At 74.0% G+C, this 21,424-nt stretch carries 20 protein-coding genes; 3 read left to right on the top strand and 17 right to left on the bottom strand.

What is annotated here, in order from left to right; translation table 11 throughout:
- Nucleotides 1-141 precede the first annotated feature (141 nt).
- Entirely contained in the window at nt 142-375 is a 234-nt protein-coding gene (locus tag ABT299_RS28950; RefSeq protein WP_190852366.1) for a DUF397 domain-containing protein, read from the top strand.
- Nucleotides 376-431: 56 nt separating this feature from the next.
- On the opposite strand, the gene ABT299_RS28945 is transcribed toward ABT299_RS28950, so the two are convergent.
- The gene (locus ABT299_RS28945; protein WP_500252627.1) at nt 432-1,439 is read right to left on the bottom strand and encodes an oxidoreductase; all 1,008 of its coding nucleotides are present in this window, start codon (nt 1,437-1,439) and stop codon (nt 432-434) included.
- 126 nt (nt 1,440-1,565) lie between these two features.
- Here ABT299_RS28945 and ABT299_RS28940 point away from each other — a divergent pair, with 126 nt between their 5' ends.
- Nucleotides 1,566-2,129, top strand: a complete 564-nt coding sequence (locus ABT299_RS28940) for a TetR/AcrR family transcriptional regulator (protein WP_387032649.1) — start codon at nt 1,566-1,568, stop codon at nt 2,127-2,129.
- A gap of 33 nt (nt 2,130-2,162) precedes the next feature.
- Here the strand turns inward: ABT299_RS28940 and alc are convergent, their stop codons facing one another.
- The 13 genes from alc to uraD all read right to left on the bottom strand — a co-directional run bounded on the left by alc (nt 2,163) and on the right by uraD (nt 16,392).
- Nucleotides 2,163-3,140, bottom strand: coding sequence for an allantoicase (gene alc / locus ABT299_RS28935; protein WP_190852372.1), 978 nt, complete (start codon nt 3,138-3,140; stop codon nt 2,163-2,165).
- Complete coding sequence (allB, locus tag ABT299_RS28930; protein WP_500252626.1) at nt 3,137-4,444, bottom strand: allantoinase AllB; 1,308 nt, start codon at nt 4,442-4,444, stop codon at nt 3,137-3,139. The genes alc and allB overlap by 4 nt, the downstream gene beginning before the upstream one ends.
- Before the next feature lie 71 nt (nt 4,445-4,515).
- Nucleotides 4,516-6,231 carry a glyoxylate carboligase gene (gcl, locus tag ABT299_RS28925; protein ID WP_500252625.1) on the bottom strand — a complete coding sequence of 572 codons (1,716 nt, stop codon included), beginning with the start codon at nt 6,229-6,231 and terminating at the stop codon, nt 4,516-4,518.
- A gap of 20 nt (nt 6,232-6,251) precedes the next feature.
- Entirely contained in the window at nt 6,252-7,157 is a 906-nt protein-coding gene (locus ABT299_RS28920; RefSeq protein WP_500252624.1) for an NAD(P)-dependent oxidoreductase, read from the bottom strand.
- The gene (locus tag ABT299_RS28915) at nt 7,154-7,957 is read right to left on the bottom strand and encodes a hydroxypyruvate isomerase family protein (protein WP_500252623.1); all 804 of its coding nucleotides are present in this window, start codon (nt 7,955-7,957) and stop codon (nt 7,154-7,156) included. The genes ABT299_RS28920 and ABT299_RS28915 overlap by 4 nt, the downstream gene beginning before the upstream one ends.
- A gap of 68 nt (nt 7,958-8,025) precedes the next feature.
- Entirely contained in the window at nt 8,026-9,471 is a 1,446-nt protein-coding gene (locus ABT299_RS28910) for an NCS2 family permease (RefSeq protein WP_500252622.1), read from the bottom strand.
- Nucleotides 9,472-9,644: 173 nt separating this feature from the next.
- On the bottom strand, nt 9,645-11,999 hold the full coding sequence (gene pucD / locus ABT299_RS28905) for a xanthine dehydrogenase subunit D (protein WP_500252621.1): 2,355 nt from the start codon (nt 11,997-11,999) through the stop codon (nt 9,645-9,647).
- On the bottom strand, nt 12,000-13,352 hold the full coding sequence (locus tag ABT299_RS28900; protein WP_500252620.1) for an 8-oxoguanine deaminase: 1,353 nt from the start codon (nt 13,350-13,352) through the stop codon (nt 12,000-12,002).
- A complete protein-coding gene (locus ABT299_RS28895; protein WP_190852389.1) occupies nt 13,349-13,834 on the bottom strand; it encodes a (2Fe-2S)-binding protein in 486 nt (161 codons plus the stop codon). The genes ABT299_RS28900 and ABT299_RS28895 overlap by 4 nt, the downstream gene beginning before the upstream one ends.
- Nucleotides 13,834-14,706 carry an FAD binding domain-containing protein gene (locus ABT299_RS28890; protein ID WP_387032634.1) on the bottom strand — a complete coding sequence of 291 codons (873 nt, stop codon included), beginning with the start codon at nt 14,704-14,706 and terminating at the stop codon, nt 13,834-13,836. The genes ABT299_RS28895 and ABT299_RS28890 overlap by 1 nt, the downstream gene beginning before the upstream one ends.
- A 9-nt stretch (nt 14,707-14,715) precedes the next feature.
- Nucleotides 14,716-15,582 (bottom strand): factor-independent urate hydroxylase, encoded by an 867-nt coding sequence (pucL, locus tag ABT299_RS28885; RefSeq protein ID WP_387032632.1) that lies wholly within the window; start codon nt 15,580-15,582, stop codon nt 14,716-14,718.
- A gap of 4 nt (nt 15,583-15,586) precedes the next feature.
- The gene (gene uraH, locus ABT299_RS28880; RefSeq protein WP_190852396.1) at nt 15,587-15,901 is read right to left on the bottom strand and encodes a hydroxyisourate hydrolase; all 315 of its coding nucleotides are present in this window, start codon (nt 15,899-15,901) and stop codon (nt 15,587-15,589) included.
- Nucleotides 15,898-16,392 carry a 2-oxo-4-hydroxy-4-carboxy-5-ureidoimidazoline decarboxylase gene (gene uraD, locus ABT299_RS28875; protein WP_500252619.1) on the bottom strand — a complete coding sequence of 165 codons (495 nt, stop codon included), beginning with the start codon at nt 16,390-16,392 and terminating at the stop codon, nt 15,898-15,900. The genes uraH and uraD overlap by 4 nt, the downstream gene beginning before the upstream one ends.
- A 202-nt stretch (nt 16,393-16,594) precedes the next feature.
- Between uraD and ABT299_RS28870 the strand changes: the two genes are divergently transcribed.
- Complete coding sequence (locus ABT299_RS28870) at nt 16,595-18,148, top strand: PucR family transcriptional regulator (protein ID WP_500252618.1); 1,554 nt, start codon at nt 16,595-16,597, stop codon at nt 18,146-18,148.
- Here ABT299_RS28870 and ABT299_RS28865 read toward each other — a convergent pair.
- The 3 genes from ABT299_RS28865 to ABT299_RS28855 all read right to left on the bottom strand — a co-directional run bounded on the left by ABT299_RS28865 (nt 18,145) and on the right by ABT299_RS28855 (nt 20,976).
- Nucleotides 18,145-19,209 (bottom strand): DUF4037 domain-containing protein, encoded by a 1,065-nt coding sequence (locus ABT299_RS28865; protein ID WP_500252617.1) that lies wholly within the window; start codon nt 19,207-19,209, stop codon nt 18,145-18,147. The genes ABT299_RS28870 and ABT299_RS28865 overlap by 4 nt on opposite strands.
- 42 nt (nt 19,210-19,251) lie before the next feature.
- Nucleotides 19,252-19,869, bottom strand: a complete 618-nt coding sequence (locus ABT299_RS28860; RefSeq protein WP_500252616.1) for an NIPSNAP family protein — start codon at nt 19,867-19,869, stop codon at nt 19,252-19,254.
- Between the two features lie 87 nt (nt 19,870-19,956).
- Complete coding sequence (locus tag ABT299_RS28855) at nt 19,957-20,976, bottom strand: alpha/beta fold hydrolase (RefSeq protein WP_500252615.1); 1,020 nt, start codon at nt 20,974-20,976, stop codon at nt 19,957-19,959.
- Nucleotides 20,977-21,424 lie beyond the last annotated feature (448 nt).

The following is a 21,424-nucleotide window of genomic DNA, read 5'->3' as shown; positions in this document are numbered from 1 at the left end:
ACCGCGGCCCGCCCCGCCGGGCCGCCGGGGAGCCCTCACGCCGGGCCGCCTCCCGTCCGGACGCCTGCCCTTTCCCTGTGTGCGGCCGGTCACCGCGCACTACGCTTGGACGCGACCGGAGCGGACGAAGAAGGTGTGCCAGTGACCGAGCAGGAACCCATCCTCAGCGACGGGGTCATCATCGAGTTCATCGATGGCAAGGACGTTCCCGTCAAGCACAAGGACTTCGGTGACCGCGCCGTCGTGATGCGCGACGCGAAGAACGCCGACGGCCCCATCCTGTACTTCACCGAGGCCGAGTGGGACGCCTTCATCGCCGGCGTCAAGGACGGCGAGTTCGACGACCTCCTCGAAGAGGAGCCCGCCGACGGCTGACGCCCCGCCCGCGCCCGCCGGAGCCCCGGAGCCCCGGCGGGCGCGGGAAGCGGCCGTCACTCCCCCGACCGGCTCGGCGCTCCCGCCGGCAGCGGGTACGCCACCCCGGTCAGGCGCTCCGACTCCCGCCACAGCCGCGCCTGCGCGTCCCGGTCGTGCGACCGCGGGCCGGACTCGACCCGGACCGGGTTCCCGGTGAACTGGGCGCGTCCGGGCGGGCCGTAGTAGTCGCCGCCGCCCGCGCCGGGATCGGTCGCGGCCCGCAGCGGTGACAGCGCTCCCCTGTACGCGCTCTGCAGCAACCACGAGGTGAGCGGGCGCGCCCACGGGCTCATCGCGGCCCGCACCACGGGATTCATGTCGCGCCCGAACTCGGTGCGGGCGTTGCCGGGATGCGCGGCCACGGCGATCGTCGCCGCCCCGGCCGCCGCGAGCCGGCGCTGCAGTTCGTAGGTGAAGAGCAGGTTCGCCAGCTTGGACTGGAAGTAGGCGGTCTGGAAGCGGTAGCGGCGCTCGCCGTGCAGGTCGTCGAAGTCGATCGCGCCGCGGCGGTGCCCGATGCTGCTGACCGTCACCACCCGCGAGCCGGGGACGTCCAGCATCAGGTCCAGGAGCAGGCCGGTCAGCGCGAACGGGCCGAGGTGGTTGGTGGCGAGCGTCGCCTCGAAGCCGTCCTCGGTCAGGGCGTACCGGGGCCGGACGCCGCCCGCGTTGTTGACGAGCAGGTCGAGCCGGCCGTGGTCGTCGTGGAACCGGGCGGCCGCCGCCCGCACCGATGCCTGGGACTCCAGGTCCACGTCCAGGACGCCGAGCCGCGCGTCCGGCGCGGCGGCGCGGATCCGGGCCGCCGCCCGCGCCGCCCGGTCCGGGTTCCGGCAGGCCAGCACCACGGTGGCGCCGCGGCGCGCGAGCTCGGCGGCCGTCTCGAAGCCGATGCCGGTGCTGGCGCCGGTGACGACGGCGGTCCGCCCGTCCTGGCGGGGGATCTCGTCCGCGGTCCAGGGCGGGCGGCCCCTGCCGCGCCCGCCTTCGCGCCGTCTCGGCGCCGTGCGATCGTCCCTCATCGGGCTCGCCTCCGATACGTTCGGCCTGCCGGAACCGCCCATAAGCGGGATAGTCATCCCGCTTAGTTCCGGGAAGATACGGGACGGCCGTCCCGGTTGTCCAGAGGGGAAGCGAGGTGGGAGACCGTGGCAGAGCCGCTCGGCCGGCCGCTGCGCGCCGACGCCCGGCGCAACCGGGCCCGGGTGCTGCGGGTCGCGGCGGAGGTCTTCGCCGCCGAGGGGCTGTCGGTGCCGCTGCACGAGATCGCCCAGCGCGCGGGCGTCGGCACCGGGACCGTCAGCCGGCACTTCCCCACGAAGGAGGACCTGTTCGCGGCCGTCCTCCTCGACCGGATGCGCGAGATCCTCGACCGGATCGACGCGCTGCCCGCGGCGCGCGACCCGGGCGCGGTGTTCTTCGCGCTCTTCGACGCGCTCGTGCGCGAGGGCGCGGCGCACTGCGGCCTGTCGGAGGCGCTGACCGGCGCCGGATACGACCTCGACAAGGCCGCCGCCGACGCCGGGTACGACGTCCAGGGCCGGCTGCGCGACCTGCTCGAACGCGCGCAGGAGGCCGGCGCCGTCCGCGCCGGCCTCACCTACCCCGACGTCAAGGCCCTGATGGCGGGCTGCCTCGCGCGCGGCACCGACCCGGACGGCCTCGACCGCGTCGTCGCCGTCGTGCGCGACGGGATGCGCCCCCAGCCATGACGGGCGTGCCGGGCGTGCCGGGCCGTCCGGCGGCTACCGCAGGAGGCGGCGATGCCTCTCGGCCAGCCGCCGCTCGCCCTCGGCGCTGAGGTGGCCCCAGAGGCGGAGGCGGGCCAGGCCGCCGTCGGGGTGGATGTCCACGCGGACGTGCGAGACCTCGGGCGTCTCCAGGCGGAAGCGGTGCCGGGCGTCGGGCCGCAGGCGGGTCCGCGGGAGCAGCACCGTGCCGTCGGGCGCGGTGAGGGAGACCTCGGCGGGCGCGTTGAACTTCAGGTGCGTCGTGTCGATCTCGGCCACCCGGATCGTGCCGGGGGCGGCCAGCCGGACGAGCGCCCACTCGTTGCCGGGCGCGCGGCGGCGCGCGGTCTCCCAGCCCTCGGCCTGGTTGCGGGGCAGGCCGGGGAAGAGCATGTTGTCCGGCGACGAGTAGAACATGTCGGAGCAGTCGAGGACGCGGGCGCCGTTCTCCAGCGCGGCCAGGTCGACGGTCATCCCGGTCAGGAACGCGGGGTCGGGGACGACGTCGCCGTGCACGCGGATCCGCGCGATCCCGCCGTCCGGGAACATGTTCAGCCGGACGTGGGTGGAGAGGCGCTCGGCGTCCACCGGGAAGGCGTGCGCGGTGTCGCCCTCCAGCGGGCTCTTCGGGACGATCTCCACCCAGCGGGTCCCGGCGGACGGGTCGGCGGGGTGCCCGTCCACCGCGCACGCCTCGACGGACGCGTGCGGCGGGTAGTTGCCCTTGAACCAGGCGGTGTCGATGACGACGCCGCGGATCACGCCGGGCAGGCCGAGCCGGATCAGCGCCCAGTCGTGGCCGGGCTCGCGGCGGCGGCGGGTCTCCCACCCGTCGTACTCCTGGCCCTTCGGGCCGAACGTGCCGGGCCGGAACGCCGGCGGCCACGGGTTGACCAGGTTCTCCTTCTCCTCGAAGGACTCGTCGCTGGCGGCGGTGACCGAGCCGCCCAAGGTGCGGACGGCCAGGTCGGGAAGGGACGTGAAGTCGCTCAAGGCGCCTCCTTGCGGGCGAGCACGCGGCCGGCCGGCGCGCCGCCGGCGACGGCGCCGCGCAGCCAGGTCGTGCGGACGGTCCCGGTGAGGGTGCGGCCCTCGTACGGGGTGACGGGATGGCGGTGGTGCAGCCGGGCGGGGTCGACGGTGAAGGCGGCGTCGGGGTCGAACGCGACGAGGTCGGCGTCGTTGCCGACGGCGATGCGGCCCTTGCCGGGGACGGCGGCGAGGTCGGCGGGCGCTTCGGCCATCCAGCGGACGACGGTCGCGAGGTCGTGCCCGCGCGCGCGGGCGGCCGTCCACACGGCGGGGAGGCCGAGTTGGAGCGAGGAGATCCCGCCCCACGCGGTGGCGAAGTCGCCTTGTTTCAGCTCCGGCGTGGACGGCGAATGGTCGCTGACCACGCAGGAGATGACGCCGGACGCGAGGCCCCGCCACAGCGCGTCGCGGTTGGCCGGGTCGCGGATCGGCGGGCAGCATTTGTAGGCGGGCGCCTCCGCCTCGCCGTCGGACAGGACGAGGTAGTGCGGGCAGGTCTCGGCGGTGACGGGCAGGCCGTCCGCCTGGGCCTCGGCGAGGGGTTCGAGGCAGTCGGCGGCGGACAGGTGCAGGATGTGGGCGCGGACGCCGGTCTCCCGGGCGAGCCGGATCACCCGCTCGACGGCGCGGCGCTCGGCGGCGGGCGGGCGGGACGCGAGGAACGCCGGGTACCCGCCGTCCGCCGGTGCGGTGAGGGCGGACGGGTCCTCGGCGTGCACGATGACGAGCCCGCCGAACGAGGCGATCTCGCGGAACGCGTCCCGCATCTCGTCCGGGGACAGCGGCGGGAACTCGGGGACGCCGGAGTCGGACGCGAAGCACTTGAACCCGAAGACCCCGTCGTCGTGCAGCGCGCGCAGCGACGGGACGTTCCCCGGGATCGCGCCGCCCCAGAACCCGACGTCGACGTGCAGCTTCCCGGCCGCTGCGGCGCGCTTGGCCGCGAGCGCGGCGACGGAGACGGTCGGGGGCAGCGAGTTCAGCGGCATGTCGATGAGCGTGGTGACGCCGCCCGCGGCGGCGGCGCGGGTCGCGGTCGCGAACCCCTCCCATTCGGTGCGGCCCGGTTCGTTGACGTGGACGTGGGTGTCGACGAGCCCCGGAAGCAGCGCCGCCTCGCCGAGGTCGGTCTCGGACGCGGCGGGCAGCGGCGCGTCGCGGGCGGCGATCGCGGCGATGCGGCCGCCCGCGACGGCGACGGCGGCGGGGCGCTCGCCGTCCGGCAGGACGGCCCGCCCGGTGCGGATCACCAGGTCGTAGGTCACGCGGCTCCTCTCGAGGCGGGTCCACCGGCGGCGGACGCGGCGCCGGACGGGCTCGGACGGTTACGGGACGGTCATGGGACGGGCTCGTACTCGCGGACGTCGTCGATCCGCACGCCGTTGGCGGTGTCGGCCTCCCGCTCGATCATGATCTCGACCAGCACCGGCCGCGACGTGCGGGCGGCCTCCTCGCGCGCCCACTCCAGCGCGGGCCGGATCTCATCGGGCTCCCGCACCCGGCGGCCCGCGCAGCCGTACGCCTCCATGATCTTGACGTTGTCGGTGCCGTGCTCGTCGTAGCGCAGGTCGACCTGGTAGTTCATGTCATAGCCGCCGTGGTCCTCCGCCATGCGGATCAGGCCGAGGTACTCGTTGTTCAGCATGACGATCACGAACGGGACGTCGTACTGCGCGGCCACCGCCAGCTCCTCCACGAGGAACTGGAACGAGTAGTCGCCGACGATCCCGACGACCTCCGCATCCGGTTCGGTGCGGGCGAGGGCCGTCTTCACGCCGATCGCGGCGGGGATCTCCCAGCCGAGCGGGCCGGCCTGCCCGCACACCTGGTAGTGCCGGGGCTTCGGCGCCTTCTGGTGCTGCCCGCCCCAGATCTGGTACAGCCCGATCGCGGTGACGAAGTAGGTGTCGGGGCCGTAGAACTCGTTGATCTCCTTGTAGACGCGGGGCGCCTTGATCGGGACGTCGTCGAAGTCCTCGCGCCGGGTCAGCGTCGCCTTCAGCTCGCGGACGCGCGCCGCCCACTCCCCGGCCGGGCGGCCCGCGCCGCGCTCGCGCGCCAGGCCGAGCAGCGCGCGGAGGAACAGCCGGGTGTCGGACACGATCCCGAGGTCCGGGCCGAACACCTTCCCGATCTGGGTGGGCTCGATGTCGACGTGGATGAACGTCCGCCCCGCGCGGTAGACGTCGAGCCGCCCGGTGTGCCGGTCGCCGAACCGGGCGCCCAGCGCCAGCACGAGGTCCGATTCGAGGAACGAGGCGTTCCCGTACCGCTGCGAGGTCTGCACGCCGGTCATCCCCGCGTACAGCGGGTGGTCCTCGTCCATCGCGCCCTTGCCCATCAGCGTGGCCTGGACGGGCACCTGCAGCAGTTCGGCAAGCTCGACCAGCTCGGCGTGCGCGTCGGCGAGGATCACGCCGCCGCCCGCGAGGATCAGCGGGCGCTCGGCGGCCAGCAGCAGGTCGAGGGCCTTCTCGACGCGCGGGAGGTGCGGTTCGACCGCCGCGACCGGCAGCGGCGCGTCGATCGCGGCGTCCCACTCGATCATCTCCTTCTGCACGTCGACCGGCAGGTCGATCAGGACGGGCCCGGGGCGGCCGCTGCGCGCGGTGCGGAACGCCTCCCGGAAGATCCACGGCGCCTGCGCGGCCTCCTTCACCTGCACCGCCCACTTGGTGACGGGCTCGGCGATCGACACGATGTCGACGGCCTGGAACGCCTCCTGGTGCAGCCGGTCCGACGCGGCCTGCCCGGTGACGCACAGGATCGGGACGGAGTCGGCGTGCGCGGTGTACAGGCCGGTGATCATGTTGGTGCCGGCGGGCCCGGAGGTGCCGATCGCGACGCCGACGCCGCCGGTCGTGCGGGACCAGCCGTCGGCCATGTGCGCCGCGCCCTCCTCGTGCCGGACGATCAGGTGCGCGATCCCGCCGTCCTCCTCCATCGCCTTGTAGAGCGGCAGGATCGCGGCGCCGGGGCAGCCGTAGACGACGTCCACGCCCTCGGACTTCAGGACCTCGACCACCGCCCGCATGACGGGCATCTTCGGCATGTCCGTGTCTCCCTTCGGGGTCAGGCGGCGGGGCCGGAAGCGGGGCGGGCCGGGCGGCCGGACAGGTCCTCGACGACCTTCAGCAGCGCGGAGTGGTCCAGTGGGCCGTAGCCCTTCGCGCGGGCGGCCGCGACGAGCTGGGCGACCATGCCCGTCATCGGCAGCGCCACGCCGGCGGAGCGGGCGGCGGCGGTCGCGATGCCCATGTCCTTGTGGTGCAGGTCGATGCGGAAGCCGGGGGCGAACTCGCGGGCCAGCATCGATGCGCGCTTGAGGTCGAGGACCCGGCTGGCGGCGAGCCCGCCGGCGATCACCTCGAGGCCGGCGCGAGCGTCCACGCCGGCCGCCTCCATCAGCACGATCGCCTCGGCGACCAGCGCGTACGTGCCGCCGACGACGAGCTGGTTGGCGGCCTTGACGTACTGTCCGGCGCCGCTGCCGCCGACCCGCTCGACGGTCGCGCCGACCGCCTCGAACACCGGCGCGGCGGCGGCGACGTCCGCCTCGTCCCCGCCGACCATGATCGACAGGACGGCGTCCTCCGCGCCCCGCTCGCCGCCGCTGACCGGCGCGTCCAGCACCCGCAGCCCGCGCTCGCGGCCCGCCTCGGCGACCCTGGCGGACGTCTCCGGGCGGACCGTGGAGAAGTCGACGCACAGCGCGCCGGGCGCGGCGTTCTCCAGGACGCCGTCCGGGCCGAAGTACACGGCCTCGACGTGCTCGTCCTGCGGCAGCATCGTGGCGACGACCTCGGCGCCGGCGACCGCGCCGGGCACCCCGGACGCCGCCGACCCGCCCGCGGCGACCAGCGCGTCCACGCCCTTCGGGACGACGTCGTAGCCGGTCACGTCGTGGCCCGCGCGGACCAGGTGGACCGCCATCGGGCAGCCCATGAGACCGAGGCCGATGAATCCGATCGTGCTCATGTGCGGTGTTTCTCCATCCATGCGAAGTCGGGCCGCGGATCCACGTACTCCAGTGCGATCCGGCCCGTGTAGCCGATCTCGTCGAGGAGGGCGAACAGCGCGCCGAAGTCGATCCCGCCGGTGCCGGGGCGGCCGCGGCCGGGGGCGTCGGCGATCTGCACGTGGCCGATGTCGGCGGCGTACCGGCGGGCGGCCCCCGCCACGTCCTCGCCGTTGCTGACCAGGTGGAACGTGTCGAGCAGGAACCTGACGTTCGCGGCCCCGGCCGCGCGGGCGCGCTCGACGACGGCGATCGCGTCGGCGGCGGTCTCCAGCGGGTAGGCGCCGTTCAGGCCGCGCGCGAGCGGCTCGATGAGCAGCGTCCCGCCGAACGCGCCGACCTCGCGGGCGGCATGGGCGAGGTTCTGCGTGGCGACCCTGTCCTGCTCGGACGCGGCGACGCCGTCGAGGCGCTGCCCGTAGAGCGCGTTGAACATCCGGACGCCCGTCCGCTCGGCGATGCGGGCGGTGACGTCCACGCTCGCGCGGAACTCGGCGGCGCGCGCCGGGTCCGACAGCACGCCCCGCTCCCCCGCCGGCATGTCGCCCGCGTACAGGTTCAGGGCGATGAGCCGGACGCCCGCGTCCTCGACGGCCTGGCAGAACGCGTCCTCCTCGGACGCGGTCGGCACGGGCACGCCCGGCCACGGCCACCAGAACTCGACGGCGTCGAACCCGGCGTCCTTCGCGGCGGCGGGCCGCTCCGGCAGCGGCAGGTCGGTGAACAGGATCGAGCAGTTGACGGCCCACTCACGGCTCATCACGCGGCCTCCTTCGAACTCTGGCGGCTCTTCCGGCTGCCATGTTCCCCGTCTCTCCTCGCGCGGCCTCAACCGATCCCGAGGGCTTCCTCGATCGGGTGGAGCGCGAAGTAGGCGACGAAGACCAGCGACAGCGGATACAGCAGCCAGTGGATCTCCGAGAACCTCCCGCGCGCCACCTTCACCAGGGTGTGGACGAGCACGCCGGCGGCGACGCCGACCGTGATCGAGTAGGTGAACGGCATCAGCACGATCGTCAGGAACGCCGGGACCGCGATCTCCAGGTCGGCCCAGTCGATCTTGCGGGCGTGCGCCATCATCAGCGCGCCGACCACGACCAGCGCGGGCGCGGCGGCGCCGACCGGGACGACCCCGGCGAGCGGCGTCAGGAAGATCAGCGCGGTGAGCAGCAGGCCGGTGACGACGCTCGCGAGTCCGGTGCGGGCGCCCTCGGCGACGCCCGCCGCCGACTCCACGACCGCCGTGTTCGCCGACCCGTTCACGCCGCCGCCGACGATCGCGCCCAACCCGTCCACGGTGAGGATGCGGCCGAGGCCGGGCAGCCTGCCGTTCTCGTCGGTCATCCCGGCCTCCTCGCAGACGCCGAGGATCGTCCCCACCGCGTCGAAGAACCCGGACAGCACCAGCGTGAAGAGCACGACGGTCGCGGTGACGGCGCCGGCCCGGCCGAACCCGCCGAACAGGTCGACCTTGAACAGCAGCCCGAAGTCGGGCGTCGCGACGACCGAGTGGGGCAGCTTCGGCTCGACCGCGCCCCAGGACTTCGGGTCCACCTTCGCGACCTTGTCGACGACGACGGCGAACACGGTCGCGGCGACGATGCCGATGAGGATCGCGCCCGGCACCCCGCGGACGAACAGCACGAGCGTCAGCACCAGGCCGGCGCAGAACACCAGCACCGGCCAGCCGACGAGCTGCCCGAACACGCCGAGCTGGACGGGCGTGGACGCGGTGTCGTGGTGGCCGACGAACCCGGCGTCCACCAGCCCGATCAGCGCGATGAACGCGCCGATCCCGACGCCGATCGCCTGCTTGATCGCCAGCGGGATCGCGTCCATGATCAGCTGCCGGATCCCGGTGAGCGCGAACAGCACGATCACCGCGCCCTCCAGCACGACCAGGCCCATCGCCTGCGGCCAGGTCATCTGCGGCGCGGCCTGGAACACCACGATCGGGGTGACGCCGAGCCCGGCCGCCATCGCCAGCGGCGCGTTGCCGACCAGGCCCATCAGCAGCGTGGACAGCCCGGCCGACAGCGCCACCATGGTGGTGAGCTGCGCCGGGTCCAGGGTGGCGCCGGTGACGTCCTTCGCGTCACCGATGATCAGCGGGATGAGGATGACCAGGTAGGCCATCGCGACGAAGGTGGTGAGCCCGCCGCGCGCCTCGCGGGCGACGGTCGTGCCCCGCCCGCGCAGGTCGAAGAGGCGGTCGAGGGCGGAACGGCCGGGGGCGGGCGGCTTCTCCGGAAGCCTCTCTCGGGTCTCGGTCACGGTGCATCCCCTCTTTCCGGGGTCCGGGGCCGCCCCCGGGCGAGCACGGGGGCGTGATCGACCACCGGACCGGCCCGCCGGGCCGCCCGTTCGCCGATCTGGTGCGGTTGTGGGGCGGGCCGCCCGCGCCGTCCCCCGAGAACGGAGCGCGGGCCGCCCCTGCCGACCGGTCGCTAGCCGGAGGTCTCCTGGACGCCGGAGGGCGCGGGCTCCCCGTAGGAGGTCGGCAGGGACACGTGCTCCGGGCGGATCGGCACGCGGGTGAGCTCCCGGCCCGTGGCGTCGCGGACGGCCGCGACGATCGCGGGCGTGGAGGACAGCGTGGGCGGCTCCCCGGCGCCGCGGAGCCCGTAGGGGGCGTCCGGGTCGGGGTACTCGAGGATGTCGAGCCGCATCGGCGGCATGTCGAGGATGGTCGGGATGAGGTAGTCGGTGAAGGACGGGTTCCGGACGACGCCGCCGGACACGACGATCTCCTCCATCACGGCGAGGCCGAGGCCCTGCGCGGAGCCGCCGTGGATCTGGCCCTCCAGCGACAGCCGGTTGAGGATCCTGCCGACGTCCTGGACGGCGGCCATCTCGACCACCTTGACCAGGCCGAGGTCCACGTCCACGTCGACGACGGCGCGGTGCACGCACAGCGCGAGCTGGGTGTGGGTGGTGCCCTGCCCGGTGACCGGGTCCATGGCGGTGGTGGGCCGGTGGTGGTACTCGCGGGTCTCCTCGATGGCGTCGCCGCCGAGGACGTCCTCGATGCCGCCGAGCACCCCGGCCGCCCGGGAGACGATCTTCCCGCCGGCGATGGAGAGGTCGCCGTGCCCGTAGCGGCGGGCGGCGCGCGCGAGCAGCTCGGCGCGGACGGCCTCGCACGCGGTCTTGACGGCGCCGCCGGACATGTACGACTGGCGGGACGCGCTGGACGAGCCGGCGTCGCCGGCCCGGTCGTCCGCCGGGGCGATGGTGACCTTCTGGACGCCGAGCTCCGTCCGCGCGATCTGCGCCTGGACGGTGACGAGCCCCTGGCCGACCTCGGCGGCGGCGGTGTGCACGAGCGCGGTCGGCTCGCCGCCGATGACCTCCAGCCGGACGCGGGCGGTGGACAGGTCGTCGAAGCCCTCGGAGAAGCAGATGTTCTTGATGCCGACGCCGTAGCCGACGCCGCGCACCACGCCCTCGCCGTGCGTGGTCTGGGACGCGCCGCCCGGCAGGTTCCGGAGGTCGGACGGGTCGCACGCGGGCGGCATCGGCATGGCCTCCAGCCGCGTCAGCATCTCCGCGAGCGGCGCCGGCGACTCGATGACCTGCCCCGTCGCGAGCCGCGACCCCTGCGAGACGGCGTTGCGGCGGCGGATCTCCAGCGGGCCCAGCCCGCAGGCCGCGCCGAGCCGGTCCATCATCGACTCGTAGGCGAAGCACGCCTGCACCGCGCCGAACCCGCGCATCGCGCCGCACGGCGGGTTGTTGGTGTAGACCCCGTACGCGTCGATCCTGATGTTCGGGATCTCGTACGGGCCGACGCCGAGCGACGCGGCGTTCCCCGTGACGTTCCGCGTGGACGAGGTGTACGCGCCGCCGTCCAGGATGATCTCGACGTCGGCGTAGACGAGCTTCCCGTCCGCCGTGGCGCCGTACTCGTAGCGCATGAACGCGGGATGCCGGTGGACGTGCCCGAAGAACGACTCGTACCGGTTGTACGACATCTTCACCGGCCTGCCGGTGTGCAGCGCGAGCATCGCCGCGTGGATCTGCACCGAGAGGTCCTCGCGGCCGCCGAACGCGCCGCCGACCCCGGCGAGGGTCATGTGCACCTGCGACTCGTCCAGGCCGAGGCACGGCGCGATCTGCGCCAGGTCGTTGTGGATCCACTGCGTGGACACGTACAGGTCGACGCCGCCGTCCTCGGCCGGGACCGCCAGGCCCGCCTCCGGTCCGAGGAACGCCTGGTCCTGGATGCCGACCTCGAACTCCTCCGCCACCACGACCTCGGCCTGAGCGCGCGCGGCGTCGACGTCCCCGACCCGGACCGGCTGGTACCGGGTGATGCCGCCGAGCGGCTGCACCTTCAGCCGCTCCGGGTCGGCGATCACCGCGCGCGGGTCGGTGATCGGCTCCAGCACCTCGTAGTCGACGGCGATGCGCTCCATGGCGCGCCGCGCGGTCTCCGGGTGGTCGGCGGCGACGACCGCCACCGGCTCGCCCTGGTGCCGGACCTCACCGATCGCGAGGACGGGCTGGTCCTCCGTGTGGTCCTCCCCGTACACCTTCTTGCCGGGGACGTCCTCGTGGGTGAGGACGGCGTGCACGCCCGGCACCGCCAGCGCGGGGCCGATGTCGATCGCGCGGATGCGGGCGCGCGGGTGGGGGCTGCGCAGCGTCGCGCCCCACAGCATCCCGTCCATCCACAGGTCGGACGCGTACGCGAACTCGCCGGCGACCTTGAGGGCGCCGTCGGGGCGCAGCGGGCTGTCGCCGACGCCGCCGTCCCCCGGGGCGGCGACGTGGCCGGGTGTCCTGACCGGAGACGCCATCTAGAGGACCTCCTCCGCGAGCCGCATGAGGCGCCGGTGCGCGTCGGCGCCTCGCCGCCCGACCACGTCCTGCGGGACGGAGACGAGCGTGTCGCCGGCGACGACGGTCCGGCCGCCGACGAGCAGCCGCTCCAGCGGCGGGGTGCCGCCGAACGCGAACGCGACCACCGGATCGTCGACGGCGGCGTGGAACCCGTCGACCCGCCACAGCGCGACGTCGGCGAGCTTGCCGGGTTCGAGGGTGCCGATCTCGTCCTCGCGGCCGAGGCAGCGGGCGCCGCCGAGGGTCGCCATCTCCAGCGCCTGCCGTGCGGTCAGCGCGTCCGGGCCGTAGCGGGCGCGCTGCATGTAGACCGCCTGCCGGATCTCCCCGGCGAGCGGGACGAGCTCCGCCGACGCCGACCCGTCCACGCCCAGCCCGACCGTCGCGCCCGCCTCCAGCAGGTGCGCGACGCGGGCGATGCCGGCGCCGAGCCGGGCGTTGGAGCTCGGGCAGTGCGCGGTGCCGGTGCCGGTCTCGGCGAGCCGCTTGATGTCGGTGTCGTGCAGGTGGACGCAGTGCGCGAGCCACACGTCCGGGCCAAGCCAGCCGATCGAGTCGAGGTACTCGGTCGGGGTCATGCCGAAGTGCTCGGTGGTGTGCTCCTCCTCGTCGAGGGTCTCGGCGAGGTGGGTGTGCAGCCGGACGCCCTTCTCGCGCGCCAGTTCGGCGGACCGGACGAGCAGGTCGCGGGTGACGGAGAACGGCGAGCACGGTGCGACCGAGATCCGCAGCATCGAGGCGAACGAGGCGTCGTGGTGGCGGTCGATGGCCGCCGCGGTCTCGGTGAGGATCGTGTCGAGGTCCTCGACGACCTCGTCCGGCGGGAGGCCGCCCTGCGACGCGCCCCGGTCCATCGAGCCGCGGCACGGCTGGAACCGGACGCCGAGCTCCGCGGCCGCCTCGATCTCGGCGGCGAACAGGTCGCCGCGCCCGCGCGGGAACAGGTAGTGGTGGTCGGACGCGGTCGTGCAGCCGGACTTGGCGAGCCAGCCGAGCCCGGCGCTCGCGGCGCCCGCGACGACCTCGGCGTCCATCTTCGACCACGGCTTGTAGAGCGTGGTGAGCCACTCGAACAGCGTGCTGTCGGTGGCAAGGCCCTGGCTCGCCCACTGGTACAGGTGGTGGTGCGCGTTGACGAGGCCGGGGGTGGCGAGGCAGCCGGTCCCGTCGATCCGGTCGGCGCCCGCGACGTCCGGGGCGGGGCCGGCGCCGACGGCGGTGATCCGGTCGCCCTCGATCACGAGGTGCCCGCCGGGGTGCTCGTCCCCGGACACGGTCACGACGTGCGCGTTCTCGATGATGGTCGTCACGTGAGTGCAGCCTTTCGCCGGGCCGCCAGCCGCACCGCGTCGAGGATCTTCTCGTAGCCGGTGCAGCGGCACAGGTTGCCGGCCAGCGCCTCGCGGATCTCGGCGTCGGACGGCGCGGGGTTGCGTGCGATCAGGTCATGGGACTGGACGATCAGGCCGGGCGTGCAGAACCCGCACTGGACTGCGCCCGCCTCCAGGAACGCCTGCTGCACGGGATCGAGGCGCTCGTCACCCGGCCGCCCCTCCGCCAGGCCCTCGACGGTGCGGACCTCGCGCCCCTCGACCTGGCCCGCCGCGACGAGGCACGCGCAGGCCGGGACGCCGTCCAGGTAGACCGTGCAGGAGCCGCATTCGCCCTGCTCGCAGGCGTTCTTCGAACCGGGGAGCCCCATCCGCTCCCGCAGCATGTAGAGCAGGCTCTCGCCCTCCCACACATCGTCGACGGTCTCCTGCGAGCCGTTGACGGTGACGTTGACGCGCATCAGGACGCCTCCCTTCGCTTCGCGCGGTGCTCGTTCCAGGCCCAGGTCAGCGTGCGGCGCGCCATCACCGCCAGGGCGTGCCTGCGGTAGCCGGCGGTGCCGCGCACGTCGTCGATCGGCGCGGCGGCCTCGCGGACCAGCTCGCCGAACCGCCGCGCCGCCGCGTCGGGCAGCGGGCCGCGGCCGTCCCAGTCGAGTTCGCCGGAGATGAACTCCTCGGCGGCGGTGGCGCGGCGCGGCGTGGGGGCGGCGGAGCCGACGCCGGTGCCGACGCGGCGCTCGCCTGGATGCAGCGCGACCGCGAACGAGCACACCGCGATCACCATCGCGTTCCGCGTGCCGATCTTGGAGAAGTACTGCGGGCCGGGCGCGGGCGCGGTCCAGACCGCGCGGATCAGCTCGTCCGGCTCCAGCGCGTTCCGCTTCACGCCCAGGTAGAACCCGGTCGCCGGGATCATCCGGACGCCGCGCTCCGCCGACTCCACCTCGATCACCGCGTCCCCCGCCAGCAGCGGCGGATGGCTGTCGCCCGCAGGCGACGCGGCGCCGAGGTTGCCGCCGATCGAGCCGCGGTTGCGGATCTGCGGGGAGCCGACCGTCCGGGACGCCTGGGCCAGGCCCGGCAGCCGGTCCCCCAGCTCGCGGATCACCCGCGCGTACGGGACGCCGGCGCCGATCCGGAGGCGGCCGTCCGCCTCGTCCCACTCGGCCAGCTCCCGGACCCGGTTCAGGTCCAGCAGCGCCGCCGGCCGGTGCACGTCGAAGTTGATCTCCACCATGACGTCGGTGCCGCCCTGGATCGGCAGCGCCGCCGGCGTCTCGCGCTTCGCGGCCAGGGCGTCCGCCCAGGTCGCCGGGCGCAGGAACTCCATGCCGTCTCCTCACTGCCACGCGGACGGGGCGTCCGGGGCGTCGTCGGTGAGCACGGTGCCCTCGATCAGCCCGTACGGGCGGTCCGCCGCGAAGTAGACCTCGTTGTCGTTGTCCATCCCGAAGGGCTCCAGGTCGACCAGGAAGTGGTGCTTGTTCGGCATCGACATCCGCACCTCGCACAGCTCCGGCCGCTCCTCCAGCACCCGGCGGCCCATCGCGTAGAGCGTCTGCTGCAGCGACAGGCTGTGCGTCGTCGCGAACGCGTCCAGCAGGGCGGCGCGGGCGGCCGCGTACGACCCGTCCCAGTCCGAGCCGGTGCCGCGATGCCGCCACTGCGCCGTCACCGCCGTCGCGAGGATGCGGTCGTCGGTCGGTTCGAGGGTCGTGAACTCGTCCTGGACGAACCCGTGGAACTCGCTGCCGGTCGAGTTCAGGACGGTCAGGTCCGTCAGGCCGGACACCACCGACTCGGCGCCGTCCGAGCCGTCGCTGTGCACCAGCGCCGTCCGGACCTCCGTCCCGCCCCGGACGAACGAGTGCGGGCCGGTGATCCGGTCCCACGCGTACTCTTCGATCCGCACGCGGGCGTGGTGCACGGTCGGCTGCGAGTCCACGAAATGCCGCGCCAGCAGCAGCCCGAACTCCTCCGGTTCCCCGATCCCGTACTTCTTCGCGAACGCGAACACGGTGTTCTTCTGCGTGTCCGTCGTCAGGACGGCGGAGTTGTCGCCGGTCAGGTGCACGTCGTCCATGTCGCCGGACAGGAACACCCCGACGTTCAGGTCCCGGATGCGGTGCGTCCCGCCGTCCCGGGTGACGCGGACGACGCGGACCTCCGCCTTCCCGTAGCGGTTCGGGCCGAGAACGATGGCCATCGGGCTAGCTCCCTCGGTAGGTCGAGTAGGCGAACGGGCTCAGCAGCAGCGGGACGTGGTAGTGCCGGCCGGCGTCGTCGATCGTGAACGCGACGGTGACCTCCGGGTAGAAGTCGGACAGTCCGGACGTGTCGAACGTCAGCCGGTGCACGCCCGCGCCCGGCTCGGCGCCCCACTCCTTGATGCGGCCGTCGGCGTCGGTGCGGGCCGCGGCGACCGGCGTCCACGTCCCGTCCGGCTCCCGCCGGTCGAGCCTGACCGCGACCCCCGCCGCCGGCAGGCCCTTCGCCGCGTCCAGCACGTGCGTCGACAGGCTCATCGCTCCCCCTCCGGTCCGCCGGCGAGCCTGGCCAGCCGCAGATCGACGATCTTCGCCAGCTCCCCCCGGACGGCCGCCCGCTCGGCCTCGTCGCCGTTGCCCAGGCGCTCGCGCAGCGCGGCGAGCATCTCGGCGGCGCTCAGGCCGGTGGCGCAGATGAGGAAGACGTGCCCGAACCGCTCCTCGTAGGCCCGGTTGCCCTCCACCAGCGCCGCCCGCAGCTCCGCCGCCGCCGCGTCCATCCCGGACTGCTCGCCCCGCGACCACGCCGCCTCCCGCCCCTCGCCGCGCGCCCGGTCACCGATCCGGGGATGCGCGGCGAGCGCCTCCTCGACATCGGCCCAGTCCAGGCCCGCGAGCGCCGCCGCCGAGGCGGCCCGGAGCTCCGCGAGGTCCGCGTACGGCCGTCCTGCCGCGACCTCGGCCGCCCAGCGGCGGGACGCGCAGCACGCCAGCAGCCCGCCCTCCGTGACGTCGAGCCGTTCCCCCACCGGCGCCTCCCTTCACCGTCGTTCGCGTGTGCGTCGTTCCGTCCGAGTCATTGCCGCCAGTAGATACGGCAACCGGAGACGGGGTGAAGGGACAGGACATCCGAACTGTGACCCTGCTCATGCCGGTGTTTTCGTGCGTTGCTCCAATCGCGGCCGCGGACCGTTGACACCCGGCCCGCCGAACGGTGGGTTAACTGGTCCTATGAAGCTGCGCGCGCTGCTCGACATGCCGGAGCTGCGGCTGGAGGTCGTCACCGGCGGCGACCTGCTGGACCGGGTGATCACCTGGGTGGTCACCACCGACCTGCTGGAACCCGGGCGGTACCTCGGCGGCAAGGAGCTGGTGCTGACCGGCCTGGTCTGGCGGTCCGGACCGGCCGACTCCGAGGTGTTCGTGCGCGCGCTCGCCGAGGCCGGGGTGTCCGCGCTGGCGGCCTGGGACCTCGCCACGGGCACCATCCCCGACGATCTCGTCGACGCGTGCCGCCGGCACCGCATCCCGCTGTTCAAGGTCCCGGAGGACGTGGCGTTCGCGACGGTCACCGAGGAGGTCGTGCGGCACCTGTCCGGCGCGCGCGCCGCCGACCTCACCGCCGTCCTGGACCGGCACCGCCGGCTCGTCGCCGGGATGAGCGAGGGCGCCGGCCTCGGCGCCGTCCTCGACCTCGTCGGCCGCGACCTCGGGATGCGCTGCTGGGTGCTGACCGCAACCGGACGCGTCGTCGCCGGACCGCCCGGCGCCCCCGACGGCGCCGCGCTGGCCCGCGCCTTCCTCACCGCACCGCGGCTCCCGCACCACCTGGCCGCCGCCGGCGTGACGCTCTTCCCGGTGGCGGAGGACACCACCTCCCGCGTCGCGGACTGGTTCGTCGCCTGCGCGGGCGACCACGCCGACTGGCCCGCCGAGCGCCGCGCCCTCACCACCGAGCTCGCCGCGATCGCCGCGCTCGAACGGGCCCGGCTGGACGACCGGCTCAGCGCCGAGGGGCGGCTCGCGCAGGAGCTCGTCCGGCTGGTGGTGTCCGCCGCGGCGGCCGACGAGATCCTCCCGCGGCTGGAGCTGGCCGGGCTCGACCCGCACGCCTCCTACGTCGCGGTCGCCGCCGCCGGGCGCGGGACGCTGCGGCCCGGCGAGCTGCGGTCCGTCCTCGGCGAGGTCATGCCCGTCCCGCGTCCCGTCGTGGGGCTGCTGGACGAGGAGGCCATCGCGCTCGTCCCGGTGCCCGACGCCCCTTGGTCCGCCGCCGGTCCCGCGGCCGGAGGGCCGGTGCCGGACGTCGCCGCGTCGGTCCGGACCGCGCTGGCCGCGCTCGCGCCGGGCCTGGCGGGCGCCGGGATCGCGGTCGGCGTCAGCGACGTCGTCGGGGCCCGCGAGCTGCGGGGAGCCGTGGACGAGGCCCGCTACGCGCGGCGGCTCGCCTCCGGCCGCGCCGACCCGGTGTGCGTCGTCCGGCACGACGAACTCGCCACGCACGTCCTGCTGCTGGCGACCGTTCCGGAGGACGTCCGGCAGATGTTCAAGGTGCGGCTGCTCGACCCGCTGCGCAGATACGACGAGGTGCACAAGGCCGATCTGATCCGCACCCTGGAGACGTTCCTGCAGAACTCCGGGTCATGGACGCGGTGCGCCGAACAACTGCATCTGCACGTCAATTCCGTCCGGTACCGGATCCAGCGCATCCAGGACCTGACCGGCCGCGACCTCGCCCGGCTGGAGGATCGCGTCGACTTCTTCCTCGCGCTCCGGCTCTCCTAACCGCCGCCGATCCACGTGCGGTACGCGATCTGGAGGGCGGCGCGGCGATCGGCGTGGGCGAGGACGTCCACGCTGTCGACCCACTGCTCGACGGACCCGACGTACGGCGGCAGCGCGGCGACCTCGGGATCGGTGATACCGGCGACCAGCTCGGCGGCGACCGCGTCATCCACCGTCCGGTACGGGCGGTCCCAGAACTGGACGACGGCCTTGCCGGGGGCCGGGAGGCCCCGCTCGCGCTGGACGTCCAGCAGGATCTCGGCGGCCTCCGCCAATGCCGCCTCCCTTTCCCGCCATTCAGGCGCGGCCACCGCGACATCGAGCGGGGCCGCCAGACGACGCGCTATGGGCAGTTCCTTGAAGGCCGTACCGCGCCATTTCCCGTACGGCGCCCACTCGCCCGACAGCGCGAAAGCCAGCCGCATCAGATCCTCCGCGACCCGCGCGGCGAGGATCCGCGACCCCGACTCGTCCCCGCGCTCGGCCGCCCGCCCGATGATCGGCATCCACTGGGACGCGCGCCGCCACCACGCCGCCAGGACGTACCGCTCGACGTCCGGCGGACAGCGGCGGAGCGCCTCGCGGATCCCGGCGAGCGACGCCGTCCCGTCCGCGAACACCGGCCCCGCCGTCACCTCCAGGACGCACTGCCCCACCAGGCACAGCCAGTCGAGCATCGACAGCCCGCCGGTCGGGTCGACGCCCAACCGGAACCGGCAGAACGCGGCGACGGTCGAGACCTCCACCTTGTGCGTCGCCGCCTGGTCCCAGGTGACCGGGAACCGCACGGGGCGGCCGCCGTACCGGTCCGGCAGTTCCCGCTCCAGCATCGCCGTCACGTCCGGGACCGCGCCCGCCGCCGCGTCGTCCAGCAGCAGCGTCAGGCGGCAGCCCCAGTCGTGGTCGCGGCTCGTGACGTCGTCGAACCCCAGCACGTCCGAACCGGACCCGAGCCGCGCCGCCGCGTACGGGACGCCGGGGAAGTGCGCGTCCAGCAGCGGCCGCACGAGATCGTCGAAGTACGCGCGGGCCAGGTCCGCGCCCTGCAGATGACCGTCCACCCGCCCACCCCAGCAGACCGGACGGTGACCGGGCCAACCATTTCAGCGCAGCGCGGACCGGCCGGTCGGCGCCAGCCGCAGCACCTGCGGCTCCGGCACGCTGCCGGGAAGCTCCACCTCGCGTGAGGCGATGACGACGACGTGGCCGTCACCCGTCCGGACGGGCAGCGCCGGGAAGTCGTTCTCCGCCTCCAGCGTCGCCAGAGCCAGCGCGTCCGGGCCGTACAGCGGGACGACCTCGTCCAGCATCGACCGCTCGACCTCCGCGAGCCGGTCACCGAACGACCACAGGAACGCGAAGACCGGCCCGCCCGGCTCCTGTGCACCGACCGGCGGCCGCGGGCCCGGCTCGGGAACCGGACGCAGCGGCCGCAGGAGCCGCGCGTCCGACGAGTCCAGCATCGTCGCGTTCGCCTGGTCCCGATGCGCCTTCCACACCGGCCCGAAGTAGAACGCGCGCAGCGCCTCGCCCCGCCCCTCCAGCTCCTCGAACGCCCGGAGCCAGACGAACCTGTCCGGATCGTCCAGGTCCCGGAACTGGCCGAGCACGGTCATGCCGGCCGCCTCCTGCGGCTCGACCAGCTCCCGGTCGAACAGCTCGATCAGCTCGTCCCGCCGCCCCGGGCGCAACCTGTACTGCCGCAACTCGATCACGTTCACGGGCCCAAGCGTCACCGCGGCACCCGGCCGCGCACGACCCGCATCCCGGCCATTTCCCGCCGGATTCGGGCCACTCCGCCGGCCTGGTCAGGACGTGTGGCGGACCAGCGCCGGGACGAGCGCGTCCCACGTCCGCCGGGGAAGCTCGTTGCCCATGCCCGGCAGGACGAGAAGCTCCGCACCGGGGATCTCGGCGGCGAGGGCGCGGCCGTTGCCGAGCGGGAAGAACGGATCGTCCTCCCCGTGCACCACCAGCGCCGGCACGGCGATGGAGCCGAGCCGCTCCCGCCAGCGCGGCGTGCAGTCCATCGCGGCGAACGCCGTCCCCATCAGGTCTCCCCGAAGGGCCTCCCCCGGATCGCGGGACGTGACGTCGGCGCGGTCGTGGATCCGCTCGATCCTCGCCCGCGCCTCCGCCTCGTCGAACCCCGCCCCCGCGAGGTGGCGGGCGTTCCTGACCATGAACTCGACGACCTGCCCGCGGTCGCTCCAGTCGACCGCGGGCGGGTTCATGAAATGCGCCATGAGCTCGGGCGCGTGCTCGGGCAGATCCGGATCGTTCGGCCCCGGCGCGGTCGGCCGGGTCGCGATCAGCGTGAGGCCCGCGACGCGGTCCGGGTGGTCGAGGGCGAGGAGCTGGGCGATCCAGCCGCCGGTCCCGAAGCCGACGACATGCGCCGCCGCGAGCCCGTGCGCGTCCAGCACCCCGGCCGCGTCCGCGACCAGATCACGCAACGTGTAATCGAGCCCCGACGAACCCACCGAAGCCGTCTCGGCCTGTGCGGCTTCAGGCTGGGAGCCGTCACCCAGGTTGGCGGCGGGCTGGTCGGTGGATGGTGCGGTGGTGGAGGGCTGGCCGGTGGATGGGGCGGCGGTGGGTGAGGTGGTGGATGGTGCGGTGGTGGAGGGCTGGCCGGTGGGTGTGGATCGTCCGGTGCCGCGCAGGTCGTAGCGGACGACGAACCGCCGGACCGCCGCCAAGCGCTCACACAGCTCGTCCGGCCAGGTGAGCATCGTGTTGCCGATGAGCAAAAGGGGCGCCTCGGCCGGGTCCCCGAACGTCTCCACGCACAGGGCCGTGCCGTTGACCTTGATGAAGGACTCCATGGAAAGTCAGACCGCCGCCACACCCCCAACTCATCGCGGGCTCGCGAGCGGGTCGAGATCCGGTGGGGCCGTGCGGGCGCTGTTCGGGGGCTGTGTGGGGGCTGTGTGGGGGCTGTGTGGGGGCTGTGTGGGCGTCGCTTCGCCTGGTCTGGCTTCGCATGCTTTGGCTCACCCGTGCGCCATACCGAAATGTTCGATCTAGTCAGGATGATCTACTGGTATCGAACTGTGGGCCTTCGATGTCTACTTGATCTGGACGTTCGGATGGCCTTCTTGGAGGCGTTGAAACTGCTTCCTTGTGGGCAGCGTTCGAGATTTCCACGCATGGGACACGGGTAGACGCGTTTACCCGGGAAAGGGTGTTCGGGTGGTGGGGTGGCGCTTGCGTACGGGGCCGCCCCTCCAAAGTCAAGGGCGCCTTCGGCGTCGCTTCGCGATGGACTTCGTC

The organism is Spirillospora sp. NPDC000708 (assembly GCF_040299565.1).
Classification (GTDB): Bacteria; Actinomycetota; Actinomycetes; order Streptosporangiales; family Streptosporangiaceae; genus Spirillospora.
The sequence above is the reverse complement of the archived record's forward strand: the minus strand, read 5'-3'. Positions and strand labels throughout refer to the sequence as shown.

Coding starts and splice junctions, on each gene's coding strand:
- ABT299_RS28945 (WP_500252627.1), bottom strand. CDS start 1,439: ATGAGGGACGATCGCACGGCGCCGAGACGGCGCGAAGGCGGGCGCGGC.
- gcl (WP_500252625.1), bottom strand. CDS start 6,231: ATGCCGAAGATGCCCGTCATGCGGGCGGTGGTCGAGGTCCTGAAGTCC.
- ABT299_RS28920 (WP_500252624.1), bottom strand. CDS start 7,157: ATGAGCACGATCGGATTCATCGGCCTCGGTCTCATGGGCTGCCCGATG.
- ABT299_RS28915 (WP_500252623.1), bottom strand. CDS start 7,957: ATGAGCCGTGAGTGGGCCGTCAACTGCTCGATCCTGTTCACCGACCTG.
- pucD (WP_500252621.1), bottom strand. CDS start 11,999: ATGGCGTCTCCGGTCAGGACACCCGGCCACGTCGCCGCCCCGGGGGAC.
- ABT299_RS28895 (WP_190852389.1), bottom strand. CDS start 13,834: ATGCGCGTCAACGTCACCGTCAACGGCTCGCAGGAGACCGTCGACGAT.
- ABT299_RS28890 (WP_387032634.1), bottom strand. CDS start 14,706: ATGGAGTTCCTGCGCCCGGCGACCTGGGCGGACGCCCTGGCCGCGAAG.
- pucL (WP_387032632.1), bottom strand. CDS start 15,582: ATGGCCATCGTTCTCGGCCCGAACCGCTACGGGAAGGCGGAGGTCCGC.
- uraH (WP_190852396.1), bottom strand. CDS start 15,901: ATGAGCCTGTCGACGCACGTGCTGGACGCGGCGAAGGGCCTGCCGGCG.
- ABT299_RS28870 (WP_500252618.1), top strand. CDS start 16,595: ATGAAGCTGCGCGCGCTGCTCGACATGCCGGAGCTGCGGCTGGAGGTC.
- ABT299_RS28855 (WP_500252615.1), bottom strand. CDS start 20,976: ATGGAGTCCTTCATCAAGGTCAACGGCACGGCCCTGTGCGTGGAGACG.